General features: G+C 72.2%; 26 protein-coding genes and 1 pseudogene. 12 read left to right on the top strand and 15 right to left on the bottom strand.

The window, feature by feature from the left end:
• Positions 1 to 63 precede the first annotated feature (63 nt).
• The 5 genes from ACQPY0_RS44785 to arfB all read right to left on the bottom strand — a co-directional run bounded on the left by ACQPY0_RS44785 (position 64) and on the right by arfB (position 4,188).
• On the bottom strand, positions 64 to 903 hold the full coding sequence (locus ACQPY0_RS44785; protein ID WP_432975178.1) for a helix-turn-helix transcriptional regulator: 840 nt from the start codon (positions 901 to 903) through the stop codon (positions 64 to 66).
• Positions 904 to 1,290: 387 nt separating this feature from the next.
• Positions 1,291 to 2,199: an SDR family oxidoreductase gene (locus ACQPY0_RS44780; RefSeq protein WP_432975175.1), complete on the bottom strand. Its 909-nt coding sequence runs from the start codon at positions 2,197 to 2,199 to the stop codon at positions 1,291 to 1,293.
• 171 nt (positions 2,200 to 2,370) lie between these two features.
• A complete protein-coding gene (locus ACQPY0_RS44775; protein WP_432975172.1) occupies positions 2,371 to 3,018 on the bottom strand; it encodes an epimerase in 648 nt (215 codons plus the stop codon).
• A 5-nt stretch (positions 3,019 to 3,023) separates the two neighbouring features.
• Complete coding sequence (locus ACQPY0_RS44770) at positions 3,024 to 3,737, bottom strand: hypothetical protein (RefSeq protein ID WP_432975169.1); 714 nt, start codon at positions 3,735 to 3,737, stop codon at positions 3,024 to 3,026.
• Positions 3,738 to 3,762: 25 nt separating this feature from the next.
• Complete coding sequence (gene arfB, locus ACQPY0_RS44765) at positions 3,763 to 4,188, bottom strand: alternative ribosome rescue aminoacyl-tRNA hydrolase ArfB (protein WP_432975166.1); 426 nt, start codon at positions 4,186 to 4,188, stop codon at positions 3,763 to 3,765.
• Positions 4,189 to 4,302: 114 nt separating this feature from the next.
• On the opposite strand from arfB, the gene ACQPY0_RS44760 reads away from it, so the two are divergent.
• The gene (locus ACQPY0_RS44760) at positions 4,303 to 4,719 is read left to right on the top strand and encodes an ATP-binding protein (RefSeq protein WP_432975163.1); all 417 of its coding nucleotides are present in this window, start codon (positions 4,303 to 4,305) and stop codon (positions 4,717 to 4,719) included.
• Positions 4,720 to 4,732: 13 nt separating this feature from the next.
• Here ACQPY0_RS44760 and ACQPY0_RS44755 read toward each other — a convergent pair whose 3' ends face one another.
• Complete coding sequence (locus ACQPY0_RS44755; RefSeq protein ID WP_432975160.1) at positions 4,733 to 5,110, bottom strand: YchJ family protein; 378 nt, start codon at positions 5,108 to 5,110, stop codon at positions 4,733 to 4,735.
• On the bottom strand, positions 5,107 to 6,045 hold the full coding sequence (locus ACQPY0_RS44750; RefSeq protein WP_432975157.1) for an AraC family transcriptional regulator: 939 nt from the start codon (positions 6,043 to 6,045) through the stop codon (positions 5,107 to 5,109). The genes ACQPY0_RS44755 and ACQPY0_RS44750 overlap by 4 nt, the downstream gene beginning before the upstream one ends.
• Before the next feature lie 81 nt (positions 6,046 to 6,126).
• Between ACQPY0_RS44750 and ACQPY0_RS44745 the strand changes: the two genes are divergently transcribed.
• The gene (locus ACQPY0_RS44745; protein WP_432975154.1) at positions 6,127 to 6,603 is read left to right on the top strand and encodes a DUF1772 domain-containing protein; all 477 of its coding nucleotides are present in this window, start codon (positions 6,127 to 6,129) and stop codon (positions 6,601 to 6,603) included.
• Positions 6,604 to 6,615: 12 nt separating this feature from the next.
• Here ACQPY0_RS44745 and ACQPY0_RS44740 read toward each other — a convergent pair whose 3' ends face one another.
• Positions 6,616 to 7,323: an RICIN domain-containing protein gene (locus ACQPY0_RS44740; RefSeq protein WP_432975151.1), complete on the bottom strand. Its 708-nt coding sequence runs from the start codon at positions 7,321 to 7,323 to the stop codon at positions 6,616 to 6,618.
• 164 nt (positions 7,324 to 7,487) lie between these two features.
• On the opposite strand from ACQPY0_RS44740, the gene ald reads away from it, so the two are divergent.
• Both ald and ACQPY0_RS44730 read left to right on the top strand, forming a co-directional pair.
• Positions 7,488 to 8,603, top strand: a complete 1,116-nt coding sequence (gene ald, locus ACQPY0_RS44735; RefSeq protein ID WP_432975148.1) for an alanine dehydrogenase — start codon at positions 7,488 to 7,490, stop codon at positions 8,601 to 8,603.
• A 6-nt stretch (positions 8,604 to 8,609) separates the two neighbouring features.
• Positions 8,610 to 9,551, top strand: coding sequence for a site-specific tyrosine recombinase XerD (locus ACQPY0_RS44730; protein WP_432975145.1), 942 nt, complete (start codon positions 8,610 to 8,612; stop codon positions 9,549 to 9,551).
• Between the two features lie 106 nt (positions 9,552 to 9,657).
• Here the strand turns inward: ACQPY0_RS44730 and ACQPY0_RS44725 are convergent, their stop codons facing one another.
• The 4 genes from ACQPY0_RS44725 to ACQPY0_RS44710 all read right to left on the bottom strand — a co-directional run bounded on the left by ACQPY0_RS44725 (position 9,658) and on the right by ACQPY0_RS44710 (position 13,316).
• Entirely contained in the window at positions 9,658 to 9,867 is a 210-nt protein-coding gene (locus ACQPY0_RS44725; protein WP_432975142.1) for a hypothetical protein, read from the bottom strand.
• A gap of 206 nt (positions 9,868 to 10,073) precedes the next feature.
• Positions 10,074 to 11,309: a hypothetical protein gene (locus ACQPY0_RS44720; RefSeq protein ID WP_432975139.1), complete on the bottom strand. Its 1,236-nt coding sequence runs from the start codon at positions 11,307 to 11,309 to the stop codon at positions 10,074 to 10,076.
• Positions 11,239 to 11,883, bottom strand: a complete 645-nt coding sequence (locus ACQPY0_RS44715; RefSeq protein ID WP_432975136.1) for a SigE family RNA polymerase sigma factor — start codon at positions 11,881 to 11,883, stop codon at positions 11,239 to 11,241. Before ACQPY0_RS44715 ends, ACQPY0_RS44720 begins: the two co-directional genes overlap by 71 nt.
• A gap of 119 nt (positions 11,884 to 12,002) precedes the next feature.
• On the bottom strand, positions 12,003 to 13,316 hold the full coding sequence (locus tag ACQPY0_RS44710) for a protein kinase domain-containing protein (RefSeq protein WP_432975133.1): 1,314 nt from the start codon (positions 13,314 to 13,316) through the stop codon (positions 12,003 to 12,005).
• Between the two features lie 171 nt (positions 13,317 to 13,487).
• On the opposite strand from ACQPY0_RS44710, the gene ACQPY0_RS44705 reads away from it, so the two are divergent.
• From ACQPY0_RS44705 to ACQPY0_RS44685, 5 genes and pseudogenes are all read left to right on the top strand, one after another.
• Positions 13,488 to 14,423: a ParA family protein gene (locus tag ACQPY0_RS44705; RefSeq protein ID WP_432975130.1), complete on the top strand. Its 936-nt coding sequence runs from the start codon at positions 13,488 to 13,490 to the stop codon at positions 14,421 to 14,423.
• Between the two features lie 37 nt (positions 14,424 to 14,460).
• Positions 14,461 to 15,546: a segregation and condensation protein A gene (locus ACQPY0_RS44700; RefSeq protein WP_432975127.1), complete on the top strand. Its 1,086-nt coding sequence runs from the start codon at positions 14,461 to 14,463 to the stop codon at positions 15,544 to 15,546.
• A 1,337-nt stretch (positions 15,547 to 16,883) separates the two neighbouring features.
• A pseudogene (gene scpB, locus ACQPY0_RS44695) lies at positions 16,884 to 17,426 on the top strand (SMC-Scp complex subunit ScpB); the annotation flags it as partial.
• A gap of 175 nt (positions 17,427 to 17,601) precedes the next feature.
• Positions 17,602 to 18,300: a pseudouridine synthase gene (locus tag ACQPY0_RS44690; protein ID WP_432995617.1), complete on the top strand. Its 699-nt coding sequence runs from the start codon at positions 17,602 to 17,604 to the stop codon at positions 18,298 to 18,300.
• A gap of 346 nt (positions 18,301 to 18,646) precedes the next feature.
• Positions 18,647 to 19,633 (top strand): helix-turn-helix transcriptional regulator, encoded by a 987-nt coding sequence (locus ACQPY0_RS44685; RefSeq protein ID WP_432975124.1) that lies wholly within the window; start codon positions 18,647 to 18,649, stop codon positions 19,631 to 19,633.
• A 298-nt stretch (positions 19,634 to 19,931) separates the two neighbouring features.
• Here the strand turns inward: ACQPY0_RS44685 and ACQPY0_RS44680 are convergent, their stop codons facing one another.
• Positions 19,932 to 20,495 (bottom strand): NADPH-dependent FMN reductase, encoded by a 564-nt coding sequence (locus ACQPY0_RS44680; protein ID WP_432975121.1) that lies wholly within the window; start codon positions 20,493 to 20,495, stop codon positions 19,932 to 19,934.
• A gap of 107 nt (positions 20,496 to 20,602) precedes the next feature.
• Here ACQPY0_RS44680 and ACQPY0_RS44675 point away from each other — a divergent pair, with 107 nt between their 5' ends.
• From ACQPY0_RS44675 to der, 3 genes are all read left to right on the top strand, one after another.
• On the top strand, positions 20,603 to 21,211 hold the full coding sequence (locus ACQPY0_RS44675) for a MarR family winged helix-turn-helix transcriptional regulator (RefSeq protein ID WP_432975118.1): 609 nt from the start codon (positions 20,603 to 20,605) through the stop codon (positions 21,209 to 21,211).
• Between the two features lie 473 nt (positions 21,212 to 21,684).
• Positions 21,685 to 22,356: a (d)CMP kinase gene (gene cmk, locus ACQPY0_RS44670; protein WP_432975115.1), complete on the top strand. Its 672-nt coding sequence runs from the start codon at positions 21,685 to 21,687 to the stop codon at positions 22,354 to 22,356.
• Positions 22,357 to 22,367: 11 nt separating this feature from the next.
• Positions 22,368 to 23,729: a ribosome biogenesis GTPase Der gene (gene der, locus ACQPY0_RS44665; protein WP_432995615.1), complete on the top strand. Its 1,362-nt coding sequence runs from the start codon at positions 22,368 to 22,370 to the stop codon at positions 23,727 to 23,729.
• A 106-nt stretch (positions 23,730 to 23,835) separates the two neighbouring features.
• Here der and ACQPY0_RS44660 read toward each other — a convergent pair whose 3' ends face one another.
• Both ACQPY0_RS44660 and ACQPY0_RS44655 read right to left on the bottom strand, forming a co-directional pair.
• Complete coding sequence (locus ACQPY0_RS44660; protein ID WP_432975112.1) at positions 23,836 to 24,687, bottom strand: carbon-nitrogen hydrolase family protein; 852 nt, start codon at positions 24,685 to 24,687, stop codon at positions 23,836 to 23,838.
• Positions 24,687 to 25,403: a glycerophosphodiester phosphodiesterase gene (locus tag ACQPY0_RS44655; protein ID WP_432975109.1), complete on the bottom strand. Its 717-nt coding sequence runs from the start codon at positions 25,401 to 25,403 to the stop codon at positions 24,687 to 24,689. Before ACQPY0_RS44655 ends, ACQPY0_RS44660 begins: the two co-directional genes overlap by 1 nt.
• Between the last annotated feature and the right edge of the window lie 25 nt (positions 25,404 to 25,428).

Raw genomic sequence — 25,428 nt, 5'->3', positions numbered from 1 at the left:
ACGGGAGTTCAGCCTAACACCAGGTAAACGGCGGTGCAGAAGACACACCTGCCGTCACGCACGTCACACGTCGGTGCGTGCCTCACCGAGCACTGTCAGCAGTTCCAGGCGTTCGTGACTCTCCGTGCCGGGCTTGGCGGTGAGGACCAGCAAGATCTGGCCGTGGTCGGGGTCGAGGAGCGTCTGGCAGTACAGCTCGAGGATCCCAGCCTCCGGGTGGCTGATGCGCTTGCGGGTCTCGCGGGTCTTGCCGACGTCGTGGGCCGCCCAGAGCCCGGCGAACTGCGGGCTCTGGGCCTTGAGCAGCTCGACGAGCTCGGCCGCGCGGGAGCCCGGTCCCTCGTGCGTGTAGGTTTCGCGGAGCTGGGCGGTGAACATCCTCGCGTGGTGGGCGTGGTCTTCGCGCGGGTAGACGGCTCTGGACTCGGGGCGGGTGAACCAGCGGTACGCGACCGCGCGCTCCGGGCCGGTGAAGCGGGTCTCGTCGCCGAGCAGGGCCTTGGCCGGGCGGGTCTGGACCAGGGTCTCGCCCAGCGTGGTCATGACCTGGGCCGCAGTGTCCTCCAGGCGGTCCAGGATGCGCATCATCCCCGGGGCCACGTGTTCGGCCCGGACCGCGCGGCCCGGCGTCGCATGGCCGGCCAGGCGGAACAGGTGGTCGCGCTCCTCCAGCGTGAGGCGCAGGCCGCGGGCCAGCGCGGCGACCATCTGCTCCGACGGGCGCGGGCCGCGCTGCTGCTCGATGCGGCCGTAGTAGTCCGCGGACATGCCGCTGAGGGCGGCGACCTCCTCGCGGCGCAGGCCGCCGGTGCGGCGGCGCGGGCCGCGGGGCAGGCCGACGTCCTCGGGCTGCAGCGCCTCGCGCCGGGTGCGCAGGAAGTCGGCCAGTTGAGCGCGATCCACGCCGCCATTCTCCTCTCCGCCGTGGTCTGCGCGGTTGCTGGACGCCGTTGGGCTCCTCCGCGCCGCTGCCCAGATCCGGCGGCCTTGCCGGGCCGCGGGTCCGGGCAGCTGAATGCCGCTGGGCTCCGCCTCCGCGCCTCCGCCCAGACCAGGCGGGCCTACCGGGCAACGGGTTCGGGCAGCCGAACGCCGCTGGCGCTCAGGGCCGACGACTTTGCCAGGCAACGCTTTCGGGCAGCCGGGTTCCCCGTTGCGGTCAAGGGTTGACGACTTTGCCAGGCAACCAACGCTTTCGGGCAGCTGAGCTCCCTGTCGCGGCCGAGGGTCGGCGGCCTTGCCAGGCAACGCTTTCGGGCGGCTGGACGCCGTGGGTTCATGCTCCGCCGCTCAGGCGACGGATTCGCGCAGCTGAATGCCGCTGAGGTCCTCCGCCGCCGACCAGAGCCGGCGGGCGGCGGCGGTGTCGCGGGCCGTGCGGTACATCCGCTGCTCCCGCGGCGCCCCGGGCCCGTAGAGCGCCCCGCCGCGGGCCCGCGGGTCGGCCGCCGCGAACAGCACCGGCAGCGCGCCCGCCTCGGGCGTGCGGACCAGGATTCCGGCCCGCGCCAGGCGTCTGAAGGCCCGGTCGAGGCCGGGCGCGCCGGCCTGCAGGTTGGTCGAGGCCAGCCCGGGATGGGCGGCGTTGCTGGTCAGCCCCCAGCCGCCGGCCGCGCTGCGGCGCTGCAGCTCCAGCGCGAACAGCAGGCCGGCGAGCTTGGACTGGTTGTAGGCGCGCATCGGGGCGTACGAGCGGCGGCTCTGCAGGTCGTCCCAGGCGAGCCGGCCCGTCCGCGCGCCGAAGCTGCTGACCGTCGTGACCCGCGCGCGGGCGGCCCGCAGCAGCGGCAGCAGGTGCGCGACGAGCGCGAAGTGGCCGAGGAAGTTCGTGGCGAACTGCAGCTCCAGGCCGTCGGGGCTCTCGCGGCGCGACGGCGGGGCCATGATGGCGGCGTTGAGGACGAGCAGGTCGATCGGGCGGCCCTCGGTGCGCAGGGTCTCGCCGAGCGCTCGCACGGAGGCGAGGTCGGCCAGGTCCAGCGCGCGGGTGGCGACGGGGGCGAGCGGCCGGGTCGTGGTCGGGGTCGTGGCGCGGATTCGGGTCGCGGCGGCCGCGCCCTTGGACGGGTTGCGGACCGGCAGGATCAGCTCGGCGCCGGCCGCGGCGAGGCGTTCGGCCAGCCGCAGGCCGATGCCGTCGCTGGCGCCGGTCACGACCGCCAGGCGGCCTCGCAGGTCGGGCAGTTCGTAGGACCTCATGCCGTCGAGCATCGGGGTCGCCGAGGGGCGGATGAAGGCCGAGAAGATCCCGGGACTGGTTGTCCCTGGGTGCGCGTCGCGGTTCCGGTGGTGCCGTTCCGCTTCCAACACCTTACCCCACCCGGCCAAATCTCCAAGATCGGAGACTACCCACGGTGACATTCCATCACACTAGGTCGCCGACGCTATCAGCCTGGAGGGCCAGACCCGCTCCTCTGGGCGGGTGCGGGCGACGATCAGCATGGCGCGGCCCAGCTGGGACGTGGTGGTGGCCATGCCGGGGGCGAAGCGGACCAGCAGCGCCGACAGGGGAGTGCTCACGGTGTAGATCCAGTGGTACAGGCGGACCCTGGACCGTGCGCCGTGCTCCGGGCGGATGAAGCCGGGGCGGAAGGCGTACGCCCGCAGGTTCAGGGCCGCCACGTCCCGCTCGGTGCGGGCCTTCACCCTGGCCCACATCTGGCGGCTTTCGGAGCTGGTGCCGGCGCCCGAGACGTAGACGAAGACCGCGCCGGGGGACTGGCCGGCCAGCCGGGTGGCGGCGGCCATCGTGTAGTCGTGGGTGATGCGGGTGTAGTCCCGCTCGTTCATGCCGACGGAGCTCACGCCCAGGCAGAAGAAGCAGGCATCGTAGCCGGCGAGGTCCACGCCGGCGAAGTCCGTGAAGTCGGCGTGCGCCACCTCGCGCAGCTTCGGGTGCTGCACGCCCGTCGGCGTCCGGGTCACCACCAGGACCTCGTCGACGTCCGCAGCCAGCAGCGACTCGCGCAGCACGCCCTGACCGACCATGCCCGTCGCGCCGAAGACGATGACCCGCATGGCCATCATTGTGCCCGTACCGCCGACAGCGTCGCGTTCTCCAGTGTGGTGTACAGGTCGGAGTCGGTGAAGTCCCGGCCGGTCTCCTCGCCGATGTACACGTCCACGTGCCGGCTGCCGCCCAGGCCCGGGGTGAACTCGTCGACGATCGTCCACGTCGGGGTCTTCAGCTTCGCGCAGACCTCGGCGGTCACCTCGGCCGTGCCGCAGCGCTGGATCGTGAAGCGGCTGCCGGCCCGCAGTGCGTCGCTGTCGGCCGCGGCCGAGATCCACGGGCGCAGCGGGCGGCCGGCGGTGTCGCGTGGGGCGGTGTCCATCCAGTAGCCGGTGTCGTAGGACCAGTTGAGGTACCGCCCGTCGCGCGTGCGGCCCGTGCCCTCGTCCTTCACCGCCTTGACGAACGAGGCGGGGAAGCTGCCCAGTCGCTGCTGGTCGCGGCCCTTGCCGCAGTCGATCGTCGGGCAGCCGGTGACCTCGGTCGCGGCGTCGGTGTGCAGGGTCTCCACGGCGGTGTAGTAGACGGTCACCTCCCAGCCCGTCAGCTCGACCGGGCGGCCGGAGACGCCGGGAACCGGAGTCCGGGACGGCTCGCCCGGGTAGGCGCCGGTCTCGGGCGGGTGTCCGGGGGCCTCGCTCGGCAATGCCGCGGGCTGCTTGTCGCCGCCGCATGCGCAGAGCATGAGCACCGCCGCGAGGAGGGCGAACGTTTCACGTACCATATCCGGATTTTGTACGAAATAACCCTCACTCGTCCGGCGGGCGGCGTTGTTGCTTGCGCAAGGCGGTACGGCGCTTGGACTCCAGGCGGCGCTCGACGGCGCCCTTGGAGGGCTTTGTCCGTTTCCGCGGCCGCGGCGGCGGGGCGATCGCGGCCGCGATGACCTCGGCCAGGCGCAGTTCCGCGGCGCGGCGGTTCTGCAGCTGCGAGCGGTGCTCCGAAGCGGTGATCGACAGGACCCCGTCGACGAGCCGGCCGGCCAGCCGCTGCAGGGCGCGGGCCTTCAGCGGCTCGGGCAGCGCGCCCGTCCCGGCCAGGTCGAAGCGGAGTTCGACGCGGGAGTCGGAGGTGTTCACCGACTGGCCGCCGGGGCCGCCCGAGCGGCTGAAGCGCCAGGTCAGCTCCGCGCGCGGCAGGGCGATGCCGTCGGTCACCCGCAGGTCGTCATCCATCCGTTCAGGATGCGGGGCGCGAAATGCACATTGCACCCCAGGGTGACTTGACGTCGGCCCGCCGACCGCTGGGGGTACGCTCAGCGAGGCGAGACGCAGCGGAAAGGTGACACCGTGGCTGAAGCCGTTCAGACGACGGCGCTGCTGGTCGAGGACTTCGACGTCGCACGAATCACGCCCGTCCGCCACGCCGTGAGCCGCGGGGCCGCCGGTGCGGGGCTTTCCGGGCAGCGGCTCGAGGACTTCGTCCTCGCGGTCAACGAGATCGTCACCAACGCCGTGCGCCACGCGGGCGGCCACGGGACGCTGCGGATGTGGCTGGCCGGGGCCACACTGGTCTGCGAGGTCGTGGACCGGGGAGCCGGCATCCCGCGGGAGCGGCTCAACGGGCAGGGCCTGCCGCCCAGCAGCGCGATCAGCGGGCGCGGGCTGTGGCTGGCCCGGCATCTCGTCGACGAGGTCACGGTGAGCACGGGCGAGGCCGGGACAATTGTGCGGCTGGGCAGCGCCCTGCCGGATTGGCAGACCTGAGCACCCCCGCCCGTCAGACCTCGTCCACGTAGCGCCACGCCCCGTCGACCTTCACGAACCGGCTCCGGTCGTGCATGGTGCCCGGCCGGCCGTCGGCGACGTAGCGGGCCCGGAACTCCACGATGCCCTCGGCGTCGAACAGGCCGCCGCCCTCGCGGTCGAGAATCGTCAGGCCCTGCCAGTTCTGGTTCGCCTCCAGGGTCAGGGCCCGGGGCCGGGTCTTCTCGTGCCAGGTGCGCAGCAGGAACTTCCGGTCGGCCGCGACGTACGCGCTGTAGCGGGCCCGCATCAGCAGCTCGGCGCTCGGCGGCTCGGCGCCGCGGTGATACTTGCCGCAGCACTCGTCGTACGGCTCGCCGAGGCCGCAGGGGCAACTGTCTGTGCCGTTCATGCGGTGCATTGTTCCCGATGGGCCTGGGGCGAGACCCCGCGGACACGCTTGAACGCGGCGCTGAGCGCGAACGCGCTGCCGTAGCCGACCTGGCGGGCCACCGCGGCCAGCGTCGCGTCCGGCTCCAGCAGCAGATCGGCGGCGAGTGCCAGGCGCCAGCCGGCCAGGTACGCCATCGGCGGCTCGCCGACGAGCTCGCCGAAGCGGCGGGCCAGCAGCGCCCGGGACACCCCGACCTTGGCCGCGAGGCCGGCGACCGTCCAGGGCAGGGCCGGGTTGTGGTGCAGCAGCCGCAGGGCCGGGCCGGCGACCGGGTCGGACTGGGCGCGGTACCAGCCCGGCGCCCCCGACGCCGGCCGGGCCAGCCAGGTGCGCAGCGCGGTGATGAGCATCAGGTCCAGCAGCCGGTCGAGCACCGCCTCCTGCCCGGGCCGGTCCTTGGCGATCTCGTCGGCCAGCAGTTCGACCAGCGGCGCGTCCCACTCGGCCCGCGGCACCACCAGCACCCGCGGCAGGGCGGTGAGCAGCCTTCGGCTGACCTCGCCGGCGAGCTGGTAGGCGCCGGTGAGGATGAGGGTCGGGCCGTCGGGGTCGGTGCCCCAGGTGCGCACCCCGAGGTGCATCACCTCGGCGAGGTCCTCGCCGTCGGGGGTGGTGCAGCGCTGGCCGGGGTGGATGACGATCTGCGGCGGCGTGCCGGGCGGCTCGGCGACCGTGTACGGTTGCGGCCCCCGGATCACCATCACGTCCCCGGGGCCGGCCGCCACGGTCTCGCCGTCGTCGCCGACGTAGGCCGCGGTGCCGCGCACCACCGCGGCGATCGCCAGCGCCGCCTCGTCGCGGATGCGCAGCGACCACGGCGGGGTGAGGACCGAGCGCAGCAGGAACGCGCCCCGGGCGCGGGGGCCGTCGAGCAGGGCGGTGAGGGCGTCCATCCGTACACCGTAGACGCCGGCGTATGCATCGGCGCTTTCTGGCCATGGTGCGTCTCAGTGTCAGTCGATTCACTGGGATGCATGAGAAACGTCGTCCTCGCCGTCACCACGCTGCTCGTCGGCCTCTCCGCCGGCGTCTTCTTCGCCTACTCCACGTCGGTCATGCTGGCCCTGCGCAAGGTCGAGGACCGCACGTTCATCGATGTCATGCAGAAGATCAACACGGCCATCCTCAACGGCTGGTTCCTCACCGCCTACGTCGGCGCCCTGCTCGCCGCGGTCGTCGCGGTGCTGCTGCACCTGCCGGCCGGGCACCGGGCGCCGTTGCCGTGGCTGCTGGCGACGCTCGTGCTGTACGGCATCGTCTTCATCGTCACCGCGGCCCTCAACGTGCCGATGAACAACACCCTCGACGCCGCCGGCCCGGTCGCCGCGATCGCCGACCCGGCCGCGGTCCGCCAGGCGTTCGAGGGCCCGTGGGTCGGCTGGAACACCGTGCGCACGCTGGCGTCGGCCGGCTCGCTGCTGACCCTGGCGATCGCCCTGATCAGGGCCTGACGCGCGGCGGGCCTACAGGGGCTGGAAGACGAAGCGCTGGTCGGGGGCGCCGTTGCAGTCCCAGATCCGGGCCAGCGCGCCGGGCTCCTGGCGGGCCGACTCGATGCTCATGCAGCGGTTGCTGTTCGGGTTGAGGAAGCGGTAGCCGTCCTGGTCCGCGACCATCCTCCAGGCCTGGCCGATGTCGGCGTGGCAGTCCCACAGCCAGACCTCGGCCCAGTTGTCCTTGGAGTTGTCGCGCACGCTCAGGCAGCGGCTGTCGGCGGCGTTGATCAACTGGAACGTGTCGGTGGAGTTGACCATCGCCTGGGGTATCCAGCGCATTGTGGGGTTGTTGGGATCGCACGGCTGCTGGGCCGCGTTGGCGCCGTTGCCGCCACCCGCCTGCAGGCACTGGCCGGAGTGGCGGGCCAGCACCAGCGACGGCTTCTCGGCGAGGATCGCGGCCTTCTTCGGCGTGGGCGTCGGGCTCGGGGTGGCCGAGGGCGAGAGCGAGGGCGCGGCCGAGGGTGGCGGCGAGGCGGGCGCGGACGGCGGGGCGCTCACCTGGTGCTGCACCGCGGGGGCGCCGGACGCCTGCGGATCGCCGGACATGAACGCCTGTGCCCCGAAGACGATCCCGGCGACGACCGCCAGCACCGCGGCGCCGGCCGCGCCGAGCAGCAGCTTGTCGGGCTTCGGCGCCGGGGGCGTGGGGCGGGGCCCGCCGTAGACGGTCATGGCCGCAAAGCATAGATCAACGGCGTTGACGCTCCAGGGGCGACAGAGTGTCAACCCGGCCGCGTAGGAGTTCACAGTGTGCAGCCAGCGCGGGCAGGTCGGCGGCCATAAACTCCGGCTTGTGCACACAGCGTAATGTCGCGCTGAGTGGAGAGGGGTCCACCGTGAAGGTCGCAATTCCGCGCGAGGTCAAGAACCACGAGTACCGCGTGGCGATCACACCCGCCGGCGTCCACGAGCTCGCCGCGCTCGGGCACGAGGTCTACATCGAGGCCGGGGCCGGCGAGGGCTCGTCGATCGCCGACAACGAGTACCGCGAGGCCGGCGCCATCATCCTGCCGACCGCCGACGACGTCTGGGGCGAGGGCGAGCTGGTCCTGAAGGTCAAGGAGCCGGTCGCGCAGGAGTACCACCGGATGCGCCCCGATCAGGTCCTCTTCACCTACCTGCACCTGGCCGCGTCCCGCGACTGCACCCAGGCGCTGGTGGACCGCAAGGTCACCGGCATCGCCTACGAGACCGTCGAGCTGCCGGACCGGTCGCTGCCGCTGCTCGCCCCGATGTCCGAGGTCGCCGGGCGGCTGGCCCCGCAGGTCGGCGCGTACCACCTCATGCGGGCCGGCGGCGGGCGCGGCGTGCTGCTCGGCGGCGTCTCGGGCGTGTACGCGGCGAAGGTCGTCGTCATCGGCGCCGGCGTCTCCGGCCTCGCCGCCGCCGCGATCGCGCTCGGCATGCAGGCCGAGGTGCTGCTGCTGGACAAGAACATCGCCCGGCTGCGCGGTGCCGACGCCATCTACCAGGGGCACCTGCAGACGATCGCGTCGAACGGGTACGAGATCGAGAAGGCGGTGCTCGACGCCGACCTGGTCATCGGCGCCGTGCTGGTGCCGGGGGCCAAGGCGCCCAAGCTCATCAGCAACGACCTGGTCAAGCGCATGCGGCCCGGCAGCGTGCTGGTCGACATCTCCATCGACCAGGGCGGCTGCTTCGAGGACTCGCGCCCGACGACGCACGCCGAGCCGACCTACCGCGTGCACGACTCGATCTTCTACTGCGTGGCGAACATGCCGGGCGCGGTGCCGCACACCAGCACCTACGCGCTGACCAACGTGACCCTGCCCTACGTGATAGAGCTGGCCAACCGCGGCTGGCGCGAGGCCCTGCGCCGCGACCCGGCACTCGCCCTCGGGCTCAACACGCACGACGGCCACGTCACCTACGGCCCGGTCGCCGAGGCGCACGCGATGGGTCACGTTGCCCTGGACGACATCCTGGCATAGAACACCATGGTGGACGTCGGCCGTATCGTGGACAGCTACCTCGACCACCTGACCGTCGAGCGCGCCCTGGCGGCGAACACCCTCGTGTCGTACCGCCGCGACCTCGACCGCTACGCGGACTGGCTGGCGGCGGCGGGCGTCACCGACCTGCGCGGCGTCACCGCCCGCGACATCGCCGCGCACGTCGCCGACCTGCGCACCGGGGACGCCGAAACGCCACCGCTGTCGGCGTCCTCGGCCGCGCGCGCCGCCAGCGCCGTGCGCGGCCTGCACCGCTTCGCCCTGCTGGAGGGGCACGCCCCCACCGACCCGTCGCGCGAGGTCAAGCCGCCGGCGCTGCCGAAGCGGCTGCCGAAGGCCCTCGACGTCGACCAGGTGTCGCGGCTGCTGGCCGGACCTGCCCCGGCCGCCGCGGGCCCGCTCGAGCTGCGCGACGCGGCGCTGCTGGAGTTCCTGTACGGCACCGGCGCCCGCATCTCCGAGGCGGTCGGGATCGCCGTGGACGACCTCGACCTCGACGCCCGCCCGGCGATGGCGGTCCTGCACGGCAAGGGCGGCAAGACGCGGCTCGTGCCGATGGGCAGCTACGCGCGCTCGGCGCTGGACGCGTACCTGGTCCGCGCCCGCCCGGCCCTGGCCGCCCACGGCACCGGCGTGCCGAACGTGTTTCTCAACGCCCGCGGCGGGGCGCTGTCGCGGCAGAGCGCCTGGACGATCCTGCGCAAGGCCGCCGACCGGGCCGGGCTGCCCGTCGACGGGCCCTCCGGGGTGTCCCCGCACACGCTGCGGCACTCGTTCGCCACGCATCTGCTCGACGGCGGGGCCGACATCCGGGTCGTGCAGGAGCTGCTCGGGCACGCCTCGGTGACCACGACGCAGGTGTACACGCTGGTCACCGTCGACCGGCTGCGCGAGGTGTACGCGACCGCCCACCCGCGGGCGCGGTGACGTGACCGCGCTGCCGCCCGAGAGGCTCGGGGAGGACCTGGTCCGGCCAACCCCGCAGCGCTACCTCGGGCCCGGCCGCTGAGGCACGGCCGGGCCCGGGGCCGCGTCACTTGTGGCGGTTGTACATCCTCGGCGCCTTCGGGCTGCTGCCCCTACCGACGCCGCCCTTGCCGCCCCGGCCGCCGGAGCCCGGTGGCAGCGAGCGGTTGGCCTGGGCCTGGCGGATCGCCTCGAGCGGGTTGGCGGGCTTCGCCTGGTCGGGCGTCGCCTCGGTGGTCTCCTCGACGGCGTCGCCGGGGTTGTCTGCGGCAGGCATGAGCGTCTCCTTCGCTGTGGACACGGCTTGCGGACAGGCGTATGCCGCGCGGAACGCGAAGCGGGAAGGATGAACCCACAACGGGGCCGGCCGGAGTCACTCACGGCGGCACGCGCGGCGTTGATGGGCTCAGAAACGCATGCCTGAACAGTAACAGCACCCCGGCCCCTCGCGCACGCGAGTTTCCCGGCCGGGGTGCTGCGGTACTACGGGAAGGCCTTCGTCGCCGGCGGCCAGTCGCGGCTGTCGGCGGGGTCCTGGGCCCGGATGCCCAGCGTGATCTGCGACAGCTGGGTCACCACGCCGTTCTTGACGCCGCCGCCTGCCTCGGCCGAGACGTAGGTGGTGCCGTCTCTGAGGAACCGCGTGCACAGAGTCGTCGCCGTGCAGTCGAGCACCCCCGCCATCTTCGCTCCGGCATCGGTGCGGCCCAGTGCCAGCGTCACCGCCGGGAGTTCGTCGAAGTCGTACGGCTGGTAGAGCGGCAGCGACGGCGTCTCCGGCGACAGCCGCACCGCCGACACCACCAGCTTTCCCGTGCGCAGGTCCGAGCCGGAGCTCGCCGACAGCAGGTGGTAGCCGCTGGGGATGTGCGTCGCCTGCAGCCCGACCTGGAACGGCCGGGGCGCCGCCGGTGTGAGGCCCTCGGCGATGCTCAGCAGCTCGTCGCGGCTGGGCACGGTCTCCCAGGCCGACCAGTAGATCGCGGCCCAGGCGTCGCCGGTGTACTGCCACGCGAGCGCGGGCACCATCCGGCCCAGCTTCTGGTACAGCGCCCGATCGTTCGGCGACATCGTCGGCTGCGCCCCGTTGCCGGAGGCGGCCAGCAGCAGCCCGACGGCGCCGGAGCGCAACTGGATCTTCTCGCTGGCCTTGAGGAACATCGCCGGGTCGAACGCGTCCGGGCGGTACACCACCAGGGTTCCGCCGCGCAGCAGGCCCGGCACCGTGGTCATCGGCGGCTCGGCCGTCGCCGCCGGGTGGGCGGGCAGGCTCGGGTTGCCGTTGCCGTTGCCGGCCCGGGACGCCGGTGACGCCGACGGCTGCGGGTCGACCACGAAACCGGCGTCGATCGAGGACTGCTGGTAGGCGGCGGTGACCAGGTCCGGGTCGCTCACGATGTATCCGCCGGCCTGGTAGGCGCGGTAGGTCGCGACGAACGGCTCCGCCTCGACGAACGCGGTCGGCACCGGCGACGCGGCGGGCAGCGCGCTCGGGTCGACCGCCGGGGTCACCACCCGCGGCGAGCCCAGGAGCACCAGCGCCGCCGTCACGGCCGCGACCGCCGCGACCGCGCCGCCGCCGACCGAGGAGAGCAGGGCCAGCCGCCGGCGGCGCCGCACGAGGTGGCGGCCCGCGGCGGTGATGTCGTCAACGCTGAGTCGCGGCGGCGGCGCGTCGTTGCGAGCCGACGTCAGCAGCGTGCGCAGATCCTGTTCCATGCCCTTCCCTCCCATCCCGGTCGTGACCGATGCCGATCCCCGAGGTCCCAGCCGGGCCGCCGCCCGCAAGGTCGTCGCTGACGCGGAGCTCGTCCGTGCCGAGCAGCGCACGGAGGGCGGTGAGCCCCCGGGCGGTCTGACTCTTGACGGTGCCCGGCTGGCGGCCGAGCACCTCCGCGGTCTCCTCAACGCTCAGCCCCTCGTAGTACCGCAGCACGAGCACGGCTCGCTGGCCGGGTGCCATCCGGGCGAGGGCGGCGCGGATCCGCAGCCGCTCGTCGACCTGATCGGCGTGGTCGGGCCCGGGCAGCTCGGGCAGCGCGTAGCCGGCCGAGCGCTCCCGGCGGCGCCACGGCCGGCGGGACTCGTCGACCAGCGCGTGCACGATCGCCCGGCGTACGTACGCCAGCGGCGTGTCCACCTTGGTCCAGCGCACGTACAGCTTCGCCAGCGACGCCGCGACGGCGTCCTCGGCGGTGTGCCAGTCCCCGCACGTCAGGTAGGCGAGCGAGCGCAGCCCGTCGAATCGCGCCGTGACGAATTCGCGGAAGTGCGCCTCGTCGTCTTGGTTCACCCGTTCGGGCTCCCTTCGTCCGGGGTAGACGGACCCGCCCGGGGAAGGGTTGCACACGTCAGCGGGAATTTTCGTCGGGCGTCTCGATGGGGTTTGCGGGCGGAATGTCGCCCTTCGGGTCAGTTGCCGGCCCCGCCCTGGACCACGCCGGTGGCGCCGACCGAGCCCGGGGGCGGGGTCGGTGCCTGCGTCGTCGGGGTGGGCGGTGTGGTGGTCGTCACGGGCGGTGGGCCGGACGAGGCGGGCGGGGTGTCGTCCGGCGCCGGGGAGCTCGGGTGCACGCTGGCCTGGGCGCTCGTCGCGTTGGTCGACGGGCCCGAGGTCGGGTTGCGCGACGCGGCCGGGGTGCTCGCGCCCTTGACCGAGGCGGAGGCGTCCGCCGTGACCGTCACCGTGGGTTTGCCGCCCGAATCCGGCGGGCCGACGACCTTGCGGGTCAGGGCCACCACGGCCAGGATCACGCCGGTGATCAGGGCGAGGACGGCGACCGTGGCCGCGACCGGGACCCAGACCGGCCGGCCGGCGGGCTCGTCGGGGTCGTCGCCCGCCGGGGCGGCGACGACGGTGGTGGGGGCGGAGGCACGCACGGACGGTACGACATCCGGATCCTCGGCGGTGCCGTTCTCCGCCGCGCGGGCCGCGGCCGCCATGACCGCGGCGGTCGGGAAGCGATCCTGCGGATCCTTGGCCATGGCCCGCTCGATCAGCGCCCGCGTGGCGGCCGGGAGCGTGTCGGGCAGCGGGGGCGGCTCGTCCTGCAGGTGCTTGATGGCGATCTCGAGGGGCGAGTTGCCGTTGAAGGGCGGGGCGCCGGTGACGCAGTGGTACGCCACGACGCCGAGCGCGTAGATGTCCGTCGACGGTGAGATCGGATTGCCCGACGCCTGCTCCGGCGACATGTAGAGCGCGGTGCCGATGACCGCGTTGAGCTTCGTCACCGCGGTGACGGACGACGAGCGGGCCACGCCGAAGTCGACCAGCGTCACCGCGCCGTTCTCGCCGACGAGCAGGTTGTTGGGCTTGACGTCGCGGTGGATGATCCCCCGCTCGTGGGCGGCGTGCAGGGCGTCGGCCGCCTGCGCCACGATCGCCAGGGTCTCGTTCACCGGCAGGGGGCCCTCGGCGTTGATCCGCTCGCCGAGCGGCCGGCCGTTGACGAACGCCATGACCAGGAACAGGGTGCCCTCGGGGGTCTCGCCGTAGTCGTACACGCCCACGACGCCCGGGTGGCCGATGGAGGCCATGATTCGCGCCTCGGAGCGGAACCGGCTGCCGAACTCGGCGTTGCTCACATGGCCGGGCAGCAGCACCTTCACGGCCACGGTGCGCCCGAGCGTCTGGTCGGTGGCGCGGAACACCTGCCCCATGCCGCCGCTGGCGACGAACTCATCGAGGCGGTACCGGTCGCCGAGAACGTCCCCTGGTCCCAACACGGCAATGAAGGTACCCAACGATGAGCTTCGCGACACGCCGGGCGGGGCTCGCGCTATGTACCCTGCAGTGACGTACAGTCGGGCAACGGCTGACTCGTTCCCCCCAAAAGGCCGGCGCCGATCCGGGCCTGGCGGGTGGAGACAATGCCGCCGGGAGGGGCGAAGACAGCGATGACAGGCATGGGCGACCAGGCGGAGTCGTGGACCACCACGATGCGCGCCGAGCAGGCCTCGCTTGACCTCGGTGCGGAGCTCGGGCCGGCCGACCCGACCGCGTACACGATGCGCAAGCCGATCCCCGAGCCGATGCCGATGGACCGGCACGGCCCGGCGCGGATCATCGCCATGGCCAACCAGAAGGGCGGCGTCGGCAAGACCACGTCGACCATCAACCTCGGCGCGGCGCTCGCGGAGTACGGGCGGCGGGTGCTGCTCGTCGACTTCGACCCGCAGGGCGCCCTCTCGGTCGGCCTCGGCGTCAACCCCCACAACCTCGATCTCACGATCTACAACGTCCTGATGGACTCCGACGTGACGGTCGAGGACATCCGGATCAAAACGGACATTACCGGCCTGCACCTGCTGCCCGCGAACATCGACCTCTCGGCCGCCGAGATCCAGCTGGTCACCGAGGTCGCCCGCGAGATGGCCCTGGCGCGGGTGCTGCGTCCGGTGCTCAAGGAGTACGACTTCATCCTGATCGACTGCCAGCCGTCGCTGGGCCTGCTCGCGATCAACGCGCTGACCGTCGCCCACGGCGTCATGATCCCGCTGGAGTGCGAGTTCTTCTCGCTCCGCGGTGTCGCGCTGCTGCTGGACACGATCGACAAGGTGCGCGAGCGGCTGAACTTCGACCTGGAGCTCGAGGGCATCCTCGCGACCATGTACGACAGCCGGACCACGCACTGCCGGCAGGTGCTGCAGCGCGTGGTGGAGGCGTTCGGCGACAAGGTGTACCAGACCGTCATCACCAAGACGGTGAAGTTCCCGGAGTCGACCGTCGCGGGCGCGCCGATCACCACCCTCGACCCGTCGTCGTCGGGGGCGCGCAACTACCGCCAGCTGGCGCGCGAGGTCATCGCGCAGCAGGCGGAGCGGCGGCTGTAGTCGGGGATTTTCGCTGTTCGTGCGCTAGGTTCTTGGCGTGACTGAGCCGGTTGTCGAGTCGGCGTCCTCCCCGGCGGTGTCGTCGCCCGCCGACGCCCCGTTGTCCGCTTCGCCCGCGGATACGGCTCCGTCTGCCGCCTCGCCGCCCGCCGCCGCGCCGGCGGCGTCCGGGTTCCAGGTCAAGCTCGCGAACTTCGAGGGGCCGTTCGACCTGCTGCTGCAGCTCATCGGCAAGCACAAGCTCGACGTCACCGAGGTCTCGCTGCACAAGGTGACCGACGAGTTCATCGCCTACATCCGGGCGATGGGCGACGCCTGGGACCTCGACGAGGCCTCGGAGTTCCTCGTGGTCGCGGCGACGCTGCTCGACCTGAAGGCGGCCCGGCTGCTGCCCTCGGCGACCGTCGAGAACGAGGAGGACCTCGCCCTGCTCGAGGCGCGGGACCTGCTGTTCGCGCGGCTGCTGCAGTACAAGGCCTTCAAGGAGGCGGCCGCCCACATCGCCGGCCTCGAGGCCGTGGGATCGCGCCGGTACCCGCGCTCGGTCTCCCTCGAGCCGCAGTACGCCGAGGCCCTGCCGGACCTGGTCCTGGGCATCGGCCCGAAGCGGCTGCTCAAGCTCGCGATCAAGGCCTTCACCCCGAAGGTGCCGCCGGTGGTCTCGATCGCGCACGTCCACCAGGTCCGGGTCAGCGTCCGCGAGCACGCCAACATCGTGCGCGACCGCCTCTTCATCCTGCGCGTGGCGACCTTCTCCGACCTGTGCAGCGACTGCGAGTCGACGCTGGAGGTGGTCGCGCGGTTCCTGGCCCTCCTGGAGCTGTACCGCGAGAACCTCATCAGCTTCGAACAGGTCCAAGCCCTGGGCGAGCTCGTGGTCCGCTGGACGGCCGCTGACGACGCGAACGTCAACATCGACGTCGAGGAGTACGACGGCCAGCCGCAGCCCCCCGACGCCTCCTCGCCGCCGGCCCCGGACGGCGCCGTCAATGGTTCGGACCTTTCACCCGAAGGTGCGGCGGAGGCTCCCGAATTGGCGGATTCCGCGAGTTCGGTAGATGCTTCGAATCCGCCGATGCGCGGGGATGCTGCGGCGGACGTGGACAACGAGGTGGACCAGTGAGCCAGGACGACAAGCCGACGGGGTCGGGGTCGGGGTCGCTCGCCGACCAGGCCGCGAACTGGATACCGCCTTGGGCCCGCCCGAAGCCGGAACCCCAGCCGCAGTCGTTTCCCGAGCTGCAGTGGCAGTCCGACGCCGAGGAGGAGTCCCCGGCCGCCGCGAATGTCTCGGCCGATGTCCCCGCCGCCCGGACGCCGGTCGACGAGGCCGTGCCGGTCGCCGGCGATTCTGAGGCCGTCGTGGCCTCGGTCCCGGCCCGGCCGGAGCTGGCCGCCGTTGCCGAGGATGTGCCGGTTGCTGGCGATTCTGAGGGCGTCGTGGCCTCGGTCCCGGTCGAGCTGGAGCTGGCCGCCGTTGCCGAAGATGTGCCGGTTGCTGGCGAGTCTGAGGGTACCGTGGCGGAGGTCCGCGTCGAGCCGGAGCCGGTTGACGAGGCCGTGCCGGTCGCTGGCGAGTCTGAGGGCGCCGTGGCCGAGGTCCCGGCCGAGCCGGAGCTGGCCGCCGTGGCCGAGGGCTCGGTCGAGTCGGAGCTGGCCGCCGCGGACGCGTCTGCGGACGCCGATGCGCCTGGCGCAGCCGAGGCTCTCTCCACTGCCGAAGGGCCCGCAGTCGAAGGACCTGCTGTCGAGGTCGAGGAGCTGACGCCGGGCGATGAGCCGGCCGCGTCGGACGAGCCGGCGGCCGTGGCGGAGTCCGGGCCGGTGGCTCCGGACGAGCCGGCGGGCTCGCAGGAGCCGGAGCCGGTTTCGTCGGATGCGGCGGTGGGCTCGGTGGCGGCTGTGCCGGTCGCGGTGGGCTCAGGGGAGTCCGACCAGGCGATGGGCCTGGCGGAGGCTGAGCCAGCCGCCGCCTCCGCGGAGCCCGTGCCCTCACCAGACGCGACCGGCTCCGCCTCGCTCACCGCGATGGGCTCAGCCTCCACCGAGCCCGACACCGCCCCAGACGAAACCGGCCCAGTCTCCGCCGAGTCCACCGCGACCGGCTCAGCCTCCACCGAGCCCGACACCGCCCCAGACGAAACCGGCCCAGTCTCCGCCGAGTCCACCGCGACCGGCTCAGCCTCCACCGAGCCCGACACCGCCCCAGACGAAACCGGCCCAGTCTCCGCCGAGTCCACCGCGACCGGCTCAGCCTCCACCGAGCCCGACACCGCCCCAGACGAAACCGGCCCAGTCTCCGCCGAGCCCGCCGCGACCGGCCCAGCCTCCACCGAGCCCACTTCCAAGCCCGACATATCCGGCGTTGAGTCTGGGCGGTTGTTCGATCTTCAGGGCGAGGCGGGGGCGGCCGGTGCTGGTCAGGAGGCTCCGGCCGGGAGTGTTCGGGCGGAGATGTCCGACTCCGAGCTTCGGGGGGCCGTCGAGGCGATTTTGCTCGTGGTCGACGAGCCGACCAGTGAGGTCACGCTCGCTCAGGTGCTCGAGCAGCCCGTGGAGCGGGTGCTGGCGGCGTTGGAGGCGGCTTCCGCGCAGTACACGTCGCTGGGGTTTGGGTTTGATCTTCGGCGGGTCGCCGGGGGCTGGCGACTCTACACCCGGCCGGAGTATGCCGCGTATGTGGAGAAGTTCGTTCTCGACGGGCAGCAGATCCGGCTCACGCAGGCGGCGCTGGAAACACTGGCGGTGATTGCGTACAAGCAGCCGGTAACCAGGTCGCGAATCTCGGCCATCCGCGGTGTGAACTGTGACGGTGTTGTACGTACGCTAGTTACGCGGGGTCTGATCGAGGAGATCGGCAGCGAGCCCGAGAGCGGCGCGTTCCTCTACCGGACGACCACGCTGTTCCTGGAGAAGCTCGGCCTGGACAGCGTCGATCAGCTGCCCCCGCTCGCCCCGTTCCTGCCCGACGACATAGATGAGATCGCCGATGCCCAGCGTTGACCCGTCCGTTGAATCCGAATTCGAGCAGTTCGCGCGCTCCTCGTCCGCCGGTGGGGCGTCCCCCGGGGATGCGGGTGCCGCCCCCGGGCGGTTCGCCGGCGTGGAGTTCGAGGGGTCGGCCTTCGACGCTCCGCCGGATGCCGAGCCGCCGCGCAACGAGGAGCGGCTGCAGAAGATCCTGGCCGCGGCCGGGCTCGGGTCGCGGCGGGCCTGTGAGCGCATGATCGACGAGGGGCGCGTCACGATCAACGGCAAGGAGGCCACGCTCGGCGACAAGGCGGATGCCGTACGCGATGCGATCCACGTCGACGGTCAGCGGCTGGTGACGGACACGCGGCTGGTGTACCTGGCGCTGAACAAACCACAGGGCGTGGTCTCGACGATGGACGACGAGCGCGGCCGCGACGCGATCGCGGACTTCCTGCCGAACATCAGCACCCGCGTGTTCCACGTGGGCCGGCTCGACCAGGACAGCGAGGGTCTGCTCCTGCTCACCAACGACGGCGGGCTCGCGCACAAGCTGATGCACCCGTCGTACGAGGTCGCCAAGACGTACCAGGTCGAGATCCCGGGGCCGGTCCCGCGCGCGATGGGGCGCGAGCTGAAGTCGGGCGTCACGCTCGAGGACGGTCCGGTGAAGGTGGACTCGTTCCGGGTCGTGGATGCCTACGGCAAGGTCGCCCTCGTCGAGGTCATCCTGCACGAGGGGCGCAACCACATCGTGCGGCGCATGTTCGACGCGGTCGGGTTCCCCGTACAGCGGCTGATCCGCACGCAGATCGGGCCGATCCGGCTCGGTGACCTGCGCCCCGGCCGCACGCGTCACCTCTCGCAGGCCGAGGTGGGCGCCCTGTTCAAGGCCGTCGGCGAGTAGCGCCCAGAACCAGGGAGCGCGGGGGAGGCGGCGCGGCGGGCCAGACTGCTGGCCACCGTCGCGGACGTGACGGCATGTGACGGCCGCCTTCCGTGGCGGGCGTCATCGGCGGGTCACGGGGTCGCCCCGGCGGTCGGTGAAGACCGAAGCCCGCCGCCGGTCCCCGCGCTCGAACAGCGCGGCCGGCCCTGCCGCCGAATTCGGGTACCTCCGTCCTGGCGCTCGCATCGCGTGGCCGGCGCTGTGCTGGATGTGTGACCATCTCTGTGCTGGCGCTTGCATCACGCGGGCCGCCCTCCGCGGGATGCGGACAGCTTTTGTCCTCTTCTCCGGCGATACTGTGCCCATGCTCGAAACCTCGGCCCGCCTGCTCGCCCTGCTGTCGCTGTTGCAGGCTCGGCGCGACTGGCCCGGGCGCACCCTCGCCGACCGGCTCGAGGTCAGCCCGCGCACCGTCCGTCGCGACGTCGACCGGCTGCGTGAGCTCGGGTATCCGGTGCAGGCGACGCGCGGTCCGGAGGGCGGGTACCGGCTCGACGCCGGCTCCGAGTTGCCGCCGCTGCTGTTCGACGACGACCAGGCCGTGGCCGTCGCGGTGGCGTTGCAGACCGCGACGATCTCGGTGCAGGGCGTGGAGGAGGCTGCGCTGCGGGCGCTGGCCACGGTGCGTCAGGTGATGCCGGTGCGGCTGCGGCACCGGGTCGACGCGCTGCGGGTCACGCGCGTGGTGAAGAGCGGCTGGCGCGAGGGGGACATCGACGCGCAGCACCTGCTGGCGATCGGCACCGCGGTCCGCGCGCGCGAGGTGTTGCGGTTCGACTACGCGGGGCGACGGGAGCTGGCGGAGGGCGTCGGGCAGCAGCGGGCGCCACGCCGGGCGGAGCCGCACCACCTCGTGACGTGGGGCGGGCGGTGGTACCTCGTGGGCTGGGACCTCGACCGCAAGGACTGGCGCACGTACCGTGTCGATCGCATGACGCCGCGTACGCCGAACGGGCCCCGGTTCGCGCCGCGGGACCTGCCGGCGGCCGACGTGGTGGACTTCATCGCCGAGCGCTTCGAGCGCCGGGATCCGCTGCCGTGTAAAGGGACGGTGATCCTGCATGTGCCGGCGGAGGCCGCGAACGAGTGGATCCGCGGGCAGGCCCTCGTGGAGGACATCGGGCCGGACCGGTGCCGGGTCACGGCCGGGTCCTGGTCGTGGACCGGGCTGGCCTCGTGGTTCGGCATGTTCGACGCCGACTTCGAGCTGGTGGGGCCGCCGGAGTTGCGGGCGGCTGCGGAGGCGCTGGCGGAGCGGTTCGCCAGGGCGGTGCATCAGCCGGCGGGCTGAGGGGTGGCGGTGGAAGTGCTGGTTGCGGAGGTTGCCGGGGTGGTGCATCGGCCGGCGGCTGGGGGAGTGGCGGTGAAGGGTGCTGGTCGCCGCGGTTCGCCGGAGCGGTGGGGTTGGCCGGCGGGCTGGGGAAGTGGCGGCGGAAGTCTGGTCGCGACGGTTTGCCGGGGTGGTGCGTCAGGCGGGCTTGCTGGTCGGGGTGGTTTGGTCGACCGGCGGGCTGGCACGGTAGCCCGCCGGTCGGGGTGAGGTGCCCGGTGGTGTGGCCGGGGAGCACCGGTGGTACGAGGGAAAAGGATCAGGCCTTGTTGCGCACCGTGGCCAAGGCCTTGCCCCACGTGACGGTCTGGTCGAGGACCGTGTTCAGGGTCGCCTCGTGCTGCTGGCCCGGCTTGAAGACGCTGAAGTTCTCGAAGTCGGTGAAGAGCGACAGGGCGACCTGGGCGCGTACGTCGGCGATCTGCAGTTCGCCGGCGATCAGTCGCAGGTGCTCGACGGCGCGGGTGCCGCCCGCGGAGCCGTAGCTGACGAAGCCGGCCGCCTTGTTGTTCCACTCCGTGTAGAGGAAGTCGATCGCGTTCTTCAGGGCGCCGCTGGTCGAGTGGTTGTACTCGGGCGTCACGAAGATGTACGCGTCGAATTCGGCGATCTTGGCCGACCACTGCTTGGTGTGCTCGTTCGCGTACTGGCCCATGGACGGCGGGATGGCCTCGTCCAGGTGCGGCAGTTTGTAGTCGAGCAGGTCGATCAGCTCGAACTCCGCGTCCGAGCGCCGGCTCGCGATGTCGTACACCCACTTGGCCACGGCCTCGCCGTTCCGGCCGGGGCGCGTGCTGCCGAGGATGATTCCGACCTTGGTCATGTAGCGGTTCCTCTTCCTGGAGTCGCCACCGGGGAAGGGTGACGTGTCACCGAGACGATAGCGCAGACCGACGGTGACGTGTCACCCATACCCGTAGACTTCACTCCGTGACGGATCCGGACTGGCTCGGCGAGCGGGAGCAGCGGGCCTGGCGCGGGTTCATTGCCCTGAATGCCGAGATTCAACGCCGCGTGGCGCGGCAGTTACTTCGTGAGACAGGGCTCACGATCGCGGAGTACGCGGTGCTGGCCAGCCTCTCCGAGGCCCCGGGCGGGCGGCTGCGGGTGTTCCAGCTGCGCACCGCCGCCGACTGGGAGAAGACCCGGCTCACGCACCAGATCACGCGGATGACCGCCCGTGGCCTCGTCGCGCGGGAGCCCTGCGCGGACGACCCGCGCGGCGCGTTCGTGGTGCTGACCGAGGCCGGGTGGGAGGCGGTGGCGGCCGCGGCGCCGCGGCACGTCGCTCACGTGCGGCACTGGTTCTTCGACGCGCTGTTACCCGAGCAGGTGGACGCGCTCATGGACGTGGCGAAGACGGTGCTGGAGCGGCTGCCGGAGGCGGATCGGGAGATGGGCGAGCCGTGCCTGCCGCCCGGGGCGGTCCGGAATGCGGCGTGTTCCGCGGATGGCGTCGAATGCAACATTCCGGAAATTGGCGAAATATCCGAAATGTCGGAACTGGCGGGGCCGTGTGACGGGACCACGGCCTGCTGAGGGAGCGCCGGGTGCGGGCCCGGCCGTGCTGGGAGCGCGGCGAGGGGTCGGTGGCGGAGAACGGCCCGCGGTGTGGTGAGGGATCGGTGGCGGAGAACGGCCCGCGGTGTGGTGAGGGATCGGTGGCGAAGACCGGCCCGCGGTGTGGTGAGGCCGCAGCGGCGGTATGGCGCAGCGCGGTCTGTGGCGCGGCGAGACCTGTAGTTGGGGGTATGGCGGAGGGCGGCGTGTGGCGCGGCGAGGCCAGCAGCGGCGGTGTGGCGGAGTGCGGCGTGCGGGTGCGGTGGAGCCGGTGGCGGCAGTGTGGCGGAAGGCGGGCTGTGGTGCGGCGAGGCTGCGGTCCGGGGTGCGGCGACGGCGTGCCATACCATCCGTGACGGCATGTGACGGCCGCCTCCCGTGGGCGGGCGTCATCGGCGGGTCAAGTACTGTTTTGAAGGGCTTCATCGAGTCATCTGCGTGAGGAGACGGGCGTGCACGACGAGGGCCGGCAACTGGTGGTTGCCGTCGACGGGCCGTCCGGCTCCGGCAAGTCCACCATCTCCCGCCGGGTCGCCCAGGCGCTCGACGCGCGCTACCTGGACACCGGCGCGATGTACCGGGCCGTCACCTATGCGGTGCTGCGCGACAACGTCGACCTCGGGGACGCTGTCAAGATCGCGGTGGTCGCCGAGGGGGTCGAGCTGAGCATCGGCACGGACCCGGCGGCGCCGCAGATCAGCGTCGACGGCGCCCCGGTCGACCAGGAGATCCGTGGGGCCGAGGTCACCCGGGCGGTGTCGGCGGTCGCGGCGGTGCCGGCCGTGCGCGCGCTGCTCGTGGCGCACCAGCGGGCGATCATCGCCGAGGCCGGGCGGATCGTCGTCGAGGGGCGCGACATCGGCACGGTCGTGGCGCCGGACGCGGACCTGAAGGTGTACCTCACCGCCGACGCCGAGGAGCGTGCCCGCCGGCGCAGCACCGAGAACGCGAGCAGCCATGCGGCCACCGCGGCCGACCTCGCGCGGCGCGACCGGCTCGATTCGACCCGCGCCGCCGATCCGCTGCGCCAGGCCGAGGATGCCGTCGTGCTCGACACCACCTCGCTCGGCATCGACGAGGTGGTCGAGCGGCTGCGAGGCATGCTCGACAAGGTGACGGCATGAACGCAACGCCCATGGACGTCTCCCGGGAGGCCGTCGATGGCGAGCCGGACGACGTCGAACTGAGCCTGCCCATCGTCGCCGTCGTCGGCCGGCCGAATGTCGGCAAGTCCACGCTGGTCAACCGGGTGCTCGGGCGCCGCCAGGCGGTCGTCGAGGACGTCGCGGGCGTGACGCGGGACCGGATCGCCTACGACGCGGAGTGGACCGGCCGGCACTTCACGATCGTCGACACCGGCGGCTGGCTGCCCGACGCGCGCGAGCGGGCCAAGGCCATCGCCACGCAGGCCGAGATCGCTGCCCAGACCGCTGACGTCGTGCTCTTGGTCGTCGACGCCACGATCCCGCCGACCTCCGACGACGAGGCGGCCGTGCGCATGCTGCGCCGCTCCGGCCGCAAGGTCATCCTCGTGGCGAACAAGGTCGACAACGACCGCATCGAGAGCGAGATCGCGAGCCTGTGGGGCCTGGGCCTGGGCGAGCCCTTCCCCGTGTCGGCGCTGCACGGTCGCGGTTCCGGGGACCTGCTCGACAAGATCCTGGAGAACCTTCCCGAAGCCCGACCGGTCGAGGTCCGTGAGGCCGGCCCCCGCCGCATCGCGCTCGTCGGCCGCCCGAACGTGGGCAAGTCGAGCCTGCTCAACAAGCTGGCCAAGGAGGAGCGGGCGGTCGTGGACTCGGTCGCCGGCACGACCGTCGACCCCGTGGACAGCCTCGTCGATTTCGGCGGCGAGACCTGGCACATGGTCGACACCGCCGGGCTGCGCAAGCGCGTGTCGCACGCGAGCGGCACGGAGTACTACGCCTCCCTGCGCACCAACGCCGCCATCGAGGCCGCCGAGGTCGCGATCGTCCTGCTCGACGCGAGCGAGGTCATCTCCGAGCAGGACCAGCGCATCATCTCGATGGTGATCGAGGCCGGCCGGGCCCTCGTCATCGCGTTCAACAAGTGGGACCTCGTCGACGAGGACCGGCGTTACCAGCTGGGCAAGGAGATCGACCGCGAGCTGCGCCGCGTCCCGTGGGCGGTGCGGGTCAACGTCTCCGCCCTCACCGGCCGGGCCGTGGACAAGCTCGCCCCCGCCCTGCGCACCGCCCTGGCGAACTGGGAGCGGCGCGTGCCGACCGGCCAGCTCAACCAGTGGCTGACCGCGCTCGTGCAGGCCACCCCGCACCCGGTCCGCGGCGGCCGGGCCCCGCGCGTGCTGTTCGCCACCCAGGCCGGCGTGTCGCCGCCGAAGTTCGTGCTGTTCACGACGGGCGTGCTGGACCCCGGCTACGTCCGCTTCGTCGAGCGCCGGCTGCGCGAGGAGTTCGAGTTCACCGGCACGCCGATCCACATCACGGTCAAGCCGCGCAAGAAGAACAAGAAGTAGCCGGCGCGCCGGTGCCGATCCGGTCGGCGTTGTGCGCTTGCGCTCGCCGAGGATCTCCGCGCCCGGTGCATGCCCGTGAACATGATCGCGAGTGACCCGCACGAGCTCAGTGGTGTTGCATCACCTCGCTGATCGTCCGGTACAGCTCCGGTCGCCGGTCCTCGAACAGGTATCGGGCCGGATCATCGGGCTCGCCCTCGTAGGAGCGCAGGCGAGCCGGCGGGGCGGCGGTCGGCACGTCGAAGTAGAGCACGCCCTCGCGTACGCCGAGGTCGGCTACCAGCCTTCCCTCCCAATCTGCCACGCAGGTGCCGCCCAGCGTGATGCCCTGCCGGACGGCCGCCTGCGCGGGATGGCCGAATGCCGAGCGCACCACGAACACGCAGTTGTCCAGGGCGCGTACCCGCACCTGCAGCTGGATCGTCTCCAGTGATTCGGCGCGTTGCAGGGCGGGGAAGAAGATCGCTCGGGCCCCGGCCAGGGCCAGCACCCGAGCCGTCTCCGGAAAGTACATGTCGTAGCAGCTGGCGATCCCGAACCGTAGTCCCGACGCCTCGAACACCGACAGCGTGTCTCCCGGGACCAGCCGCCGGCGGACGCGTTCGCTCTTGGTCAGGTGAGTCTTGCGGTACAGGTCGGCGCGGCCGTTTCCGTCGAGCACCCACGTGGTGTTGTACCGGTGTTCGCCGGCGAACTCGACCGTTGGGCACAGGATGGTCACTCCAGCGGGACACAGTTCGCGGCAGCGCTCCAGCACCGCGTCCGCCAACCGCATCTGCTGCGCGGGATCCCGGCGGTCGAGCCCGATCACCGCGAAGTACTCAGGCAGGCACACGATCTGGGCGCCGTGCTCGATCGCGTCGACGACGAGCGCCAGGCCGCGCTTGATCGTCTTGTCGTGGGCCAGGTCGTCGTCAGGCTCCAGCGGCGGCTGCACCGCGGCCACTCGTACCGTCATCAGCCGAGGCCCTTCCGCACGGCGATGAGGACGTCGGGCCGGTTGGTGAGGATGGAGTCCACGCCCATCGAGATGAGCCGCCGCATCTCGGCGGGTTCGTCGGCCCAGAAGACGTTGACCTCGACGCCGGCCTCGTGCGCGGCCGTGACCATGTCCTTGGACACCACCGCGTGCCCCGGCTGGATCAGCTCGCAGCCGATGGCGACGGACCGCTTGAGCAGCGTCGCGGCGGGCTCGACGTCGAGGTTGCACAGGCCGGCGTCCAGGTTCAGCTGCCGGGCCAGGCGCAGGCTCTCCTCCTCGCCGGCGATGTACGCCGTGTCGGCCAGGTCGCGCTGGCCGATCGCCTTCACCACGCCGTCGATCAGGCGCTTCCGCGTGCTGTTCTCCGGCTTGACGTTGATGTTGAGGCGGGTCCGGCCACCCAGCAGGTCGAGCACGGCGCCCAGGGTGGGCACTGGTTCGGCCGGCAGGTCGAAGCCGGCCGCCGCGTTGTGCCGCTGGATGTCCTCGAGCGTCAACTGGCTGACCGCACCGGTGCCCGACGTCGTGCGGTCGAGGGTGTGATCGTGGATCACGACCAACTCGTCGTCCGCGGTCAGGTGGACGTCGAACTCGATCGACTCCACGGCCAGCTCCATCGCGGCGCGGAACGCGGTGAGGGTGTTCTCGGGGTAGACCGCCGAGAAGCCGCGATGAGCGATCACATTGACCACTGGTGATTCTCCTGACTGTGCTGGT

The organism is Dactylosporangium sp. CA-233914, assembly GCF_050942935.1.
Taxonomy (GTDB): Bacteria; Actinomycetota; Actinomycetes; order Mycobacteriales; family Micromonosporaceae; genus Dactylosporangium.
Note: the sequence above shows the minus strand (reverse complement) of the source record. Positions and strands in the feature narration are given on the sequence as shown.

Coding starts and splice junctions, on each gene's coding strand:
- ACQPY0_RS44780 (WP_432975175.1), bottom strand. CDS start 2,199: ATGAGGTCCTACGAACTGCCCGACCTGCGAGGCCGCCTGGCGGTCGTG.
- ACQPY0_RS44775 (WP_432975172.1), bottom strand. CDS start 3,018: ATGCGGGTCATCGTCTTCGGCGCGACGGGCATGGTCGGTCAGGGCGTG.
- ACQPY0_RS44770 (WP_432975169.1), bottom strand. CDS start 3,737: ATGGTACGTGAAACGTTCGCCCTCCTCGCGGCGGTGCTCATGCTCTGC.
- arfB (WP_432975166.1), bottom strand. CDS start 4,188: ATGGATGACGACCTGCGGGTGACCGACGGCATCGCCCTGCCGCGCGCG.
- ACQPY0_RS44755 (WP_432975160.1), bottom strand. CDS start 5,110: ATGAACGGCACAGACAGTTGCCCCTGCGGCCTCGGCGAGCCGTACGAC.
- ACQPY0_RS44750 (WP_432975157.1), bottom strand. CDS start 6,045: ATGGACGCCCTCACCGCCCTGCTCGACGGCCCCCGCGCCCGGGGCGCG.
- ACQPY0_RS44745 (WP_432975154.1), top strand. CDS start 6,127: ATGAGAAACGTCGTCCTCGCCGTCACCACGCTGCTCGTCGGCCTCTCC.
- ACQPY0_RS44740 (WP_432975151.1), bottom strand. CDS start 7,323: ATGACCGTCTACGGCGGGCCCCGCCCCACGCCCCCGGCGCCGAAGCCC.
- ACQPY0_RS44730 (WP_432975145.1), top strand. CDS start 8,610: ATGGTGGACGTCGGCCGTATCGTGGACAGCTACCTCGACCACCTGACC.
- ACQPY0_RS44725 (WP_432975142.1), bottom strand. CDS start 9,867: ATGCCTGCCGCAGACAACCCCGGCGACGCCGTCGAGGAGACCACCGAG.
- ACQPY0_RS44720 (WP_432975139.1), bottom strand. CDS start 11,309: ATGGAACAGGATCTGCGCACGCTGCTGACGTCGGCTCGCAACGACGCG.
- ACQPY0_RS44705 (WP_432975130.1), top strand. CDS start 13,488: ATGACAGGCATGGGCGACCAGGCGGAGTCGTGGACCACCACGATGCGC.
- ACQPY0_RS44685 (WP_432975124.1), top strand. CDS start 18,647: ATGCTCGAAACCTCGGCCCGCCTGCTCGCCCTGCTGTCGCTGTTGCAG.
- ACQPY0_RS44680 (WP_432975121.1), bottom strand. CDS start 20,495: ATGACCAAGGTCGGAATCATCCTCGGCAGCACGCGCCCCGGCCGGAAC.
- der (WP_432995615.1), top strand. CDS start 22,368: ATGGACGTCTCCCGGGAGGCCGTCGATGGCGAGCCGGACGACGTCGAA.
- ACQPY0_RS44660 (WP_432975112.1), bottom strand. CDS start 24,687: ATGACGGTACGAGTGGCCGCGGTGCAGCCGCCGCTGGAGCCTGACGAC.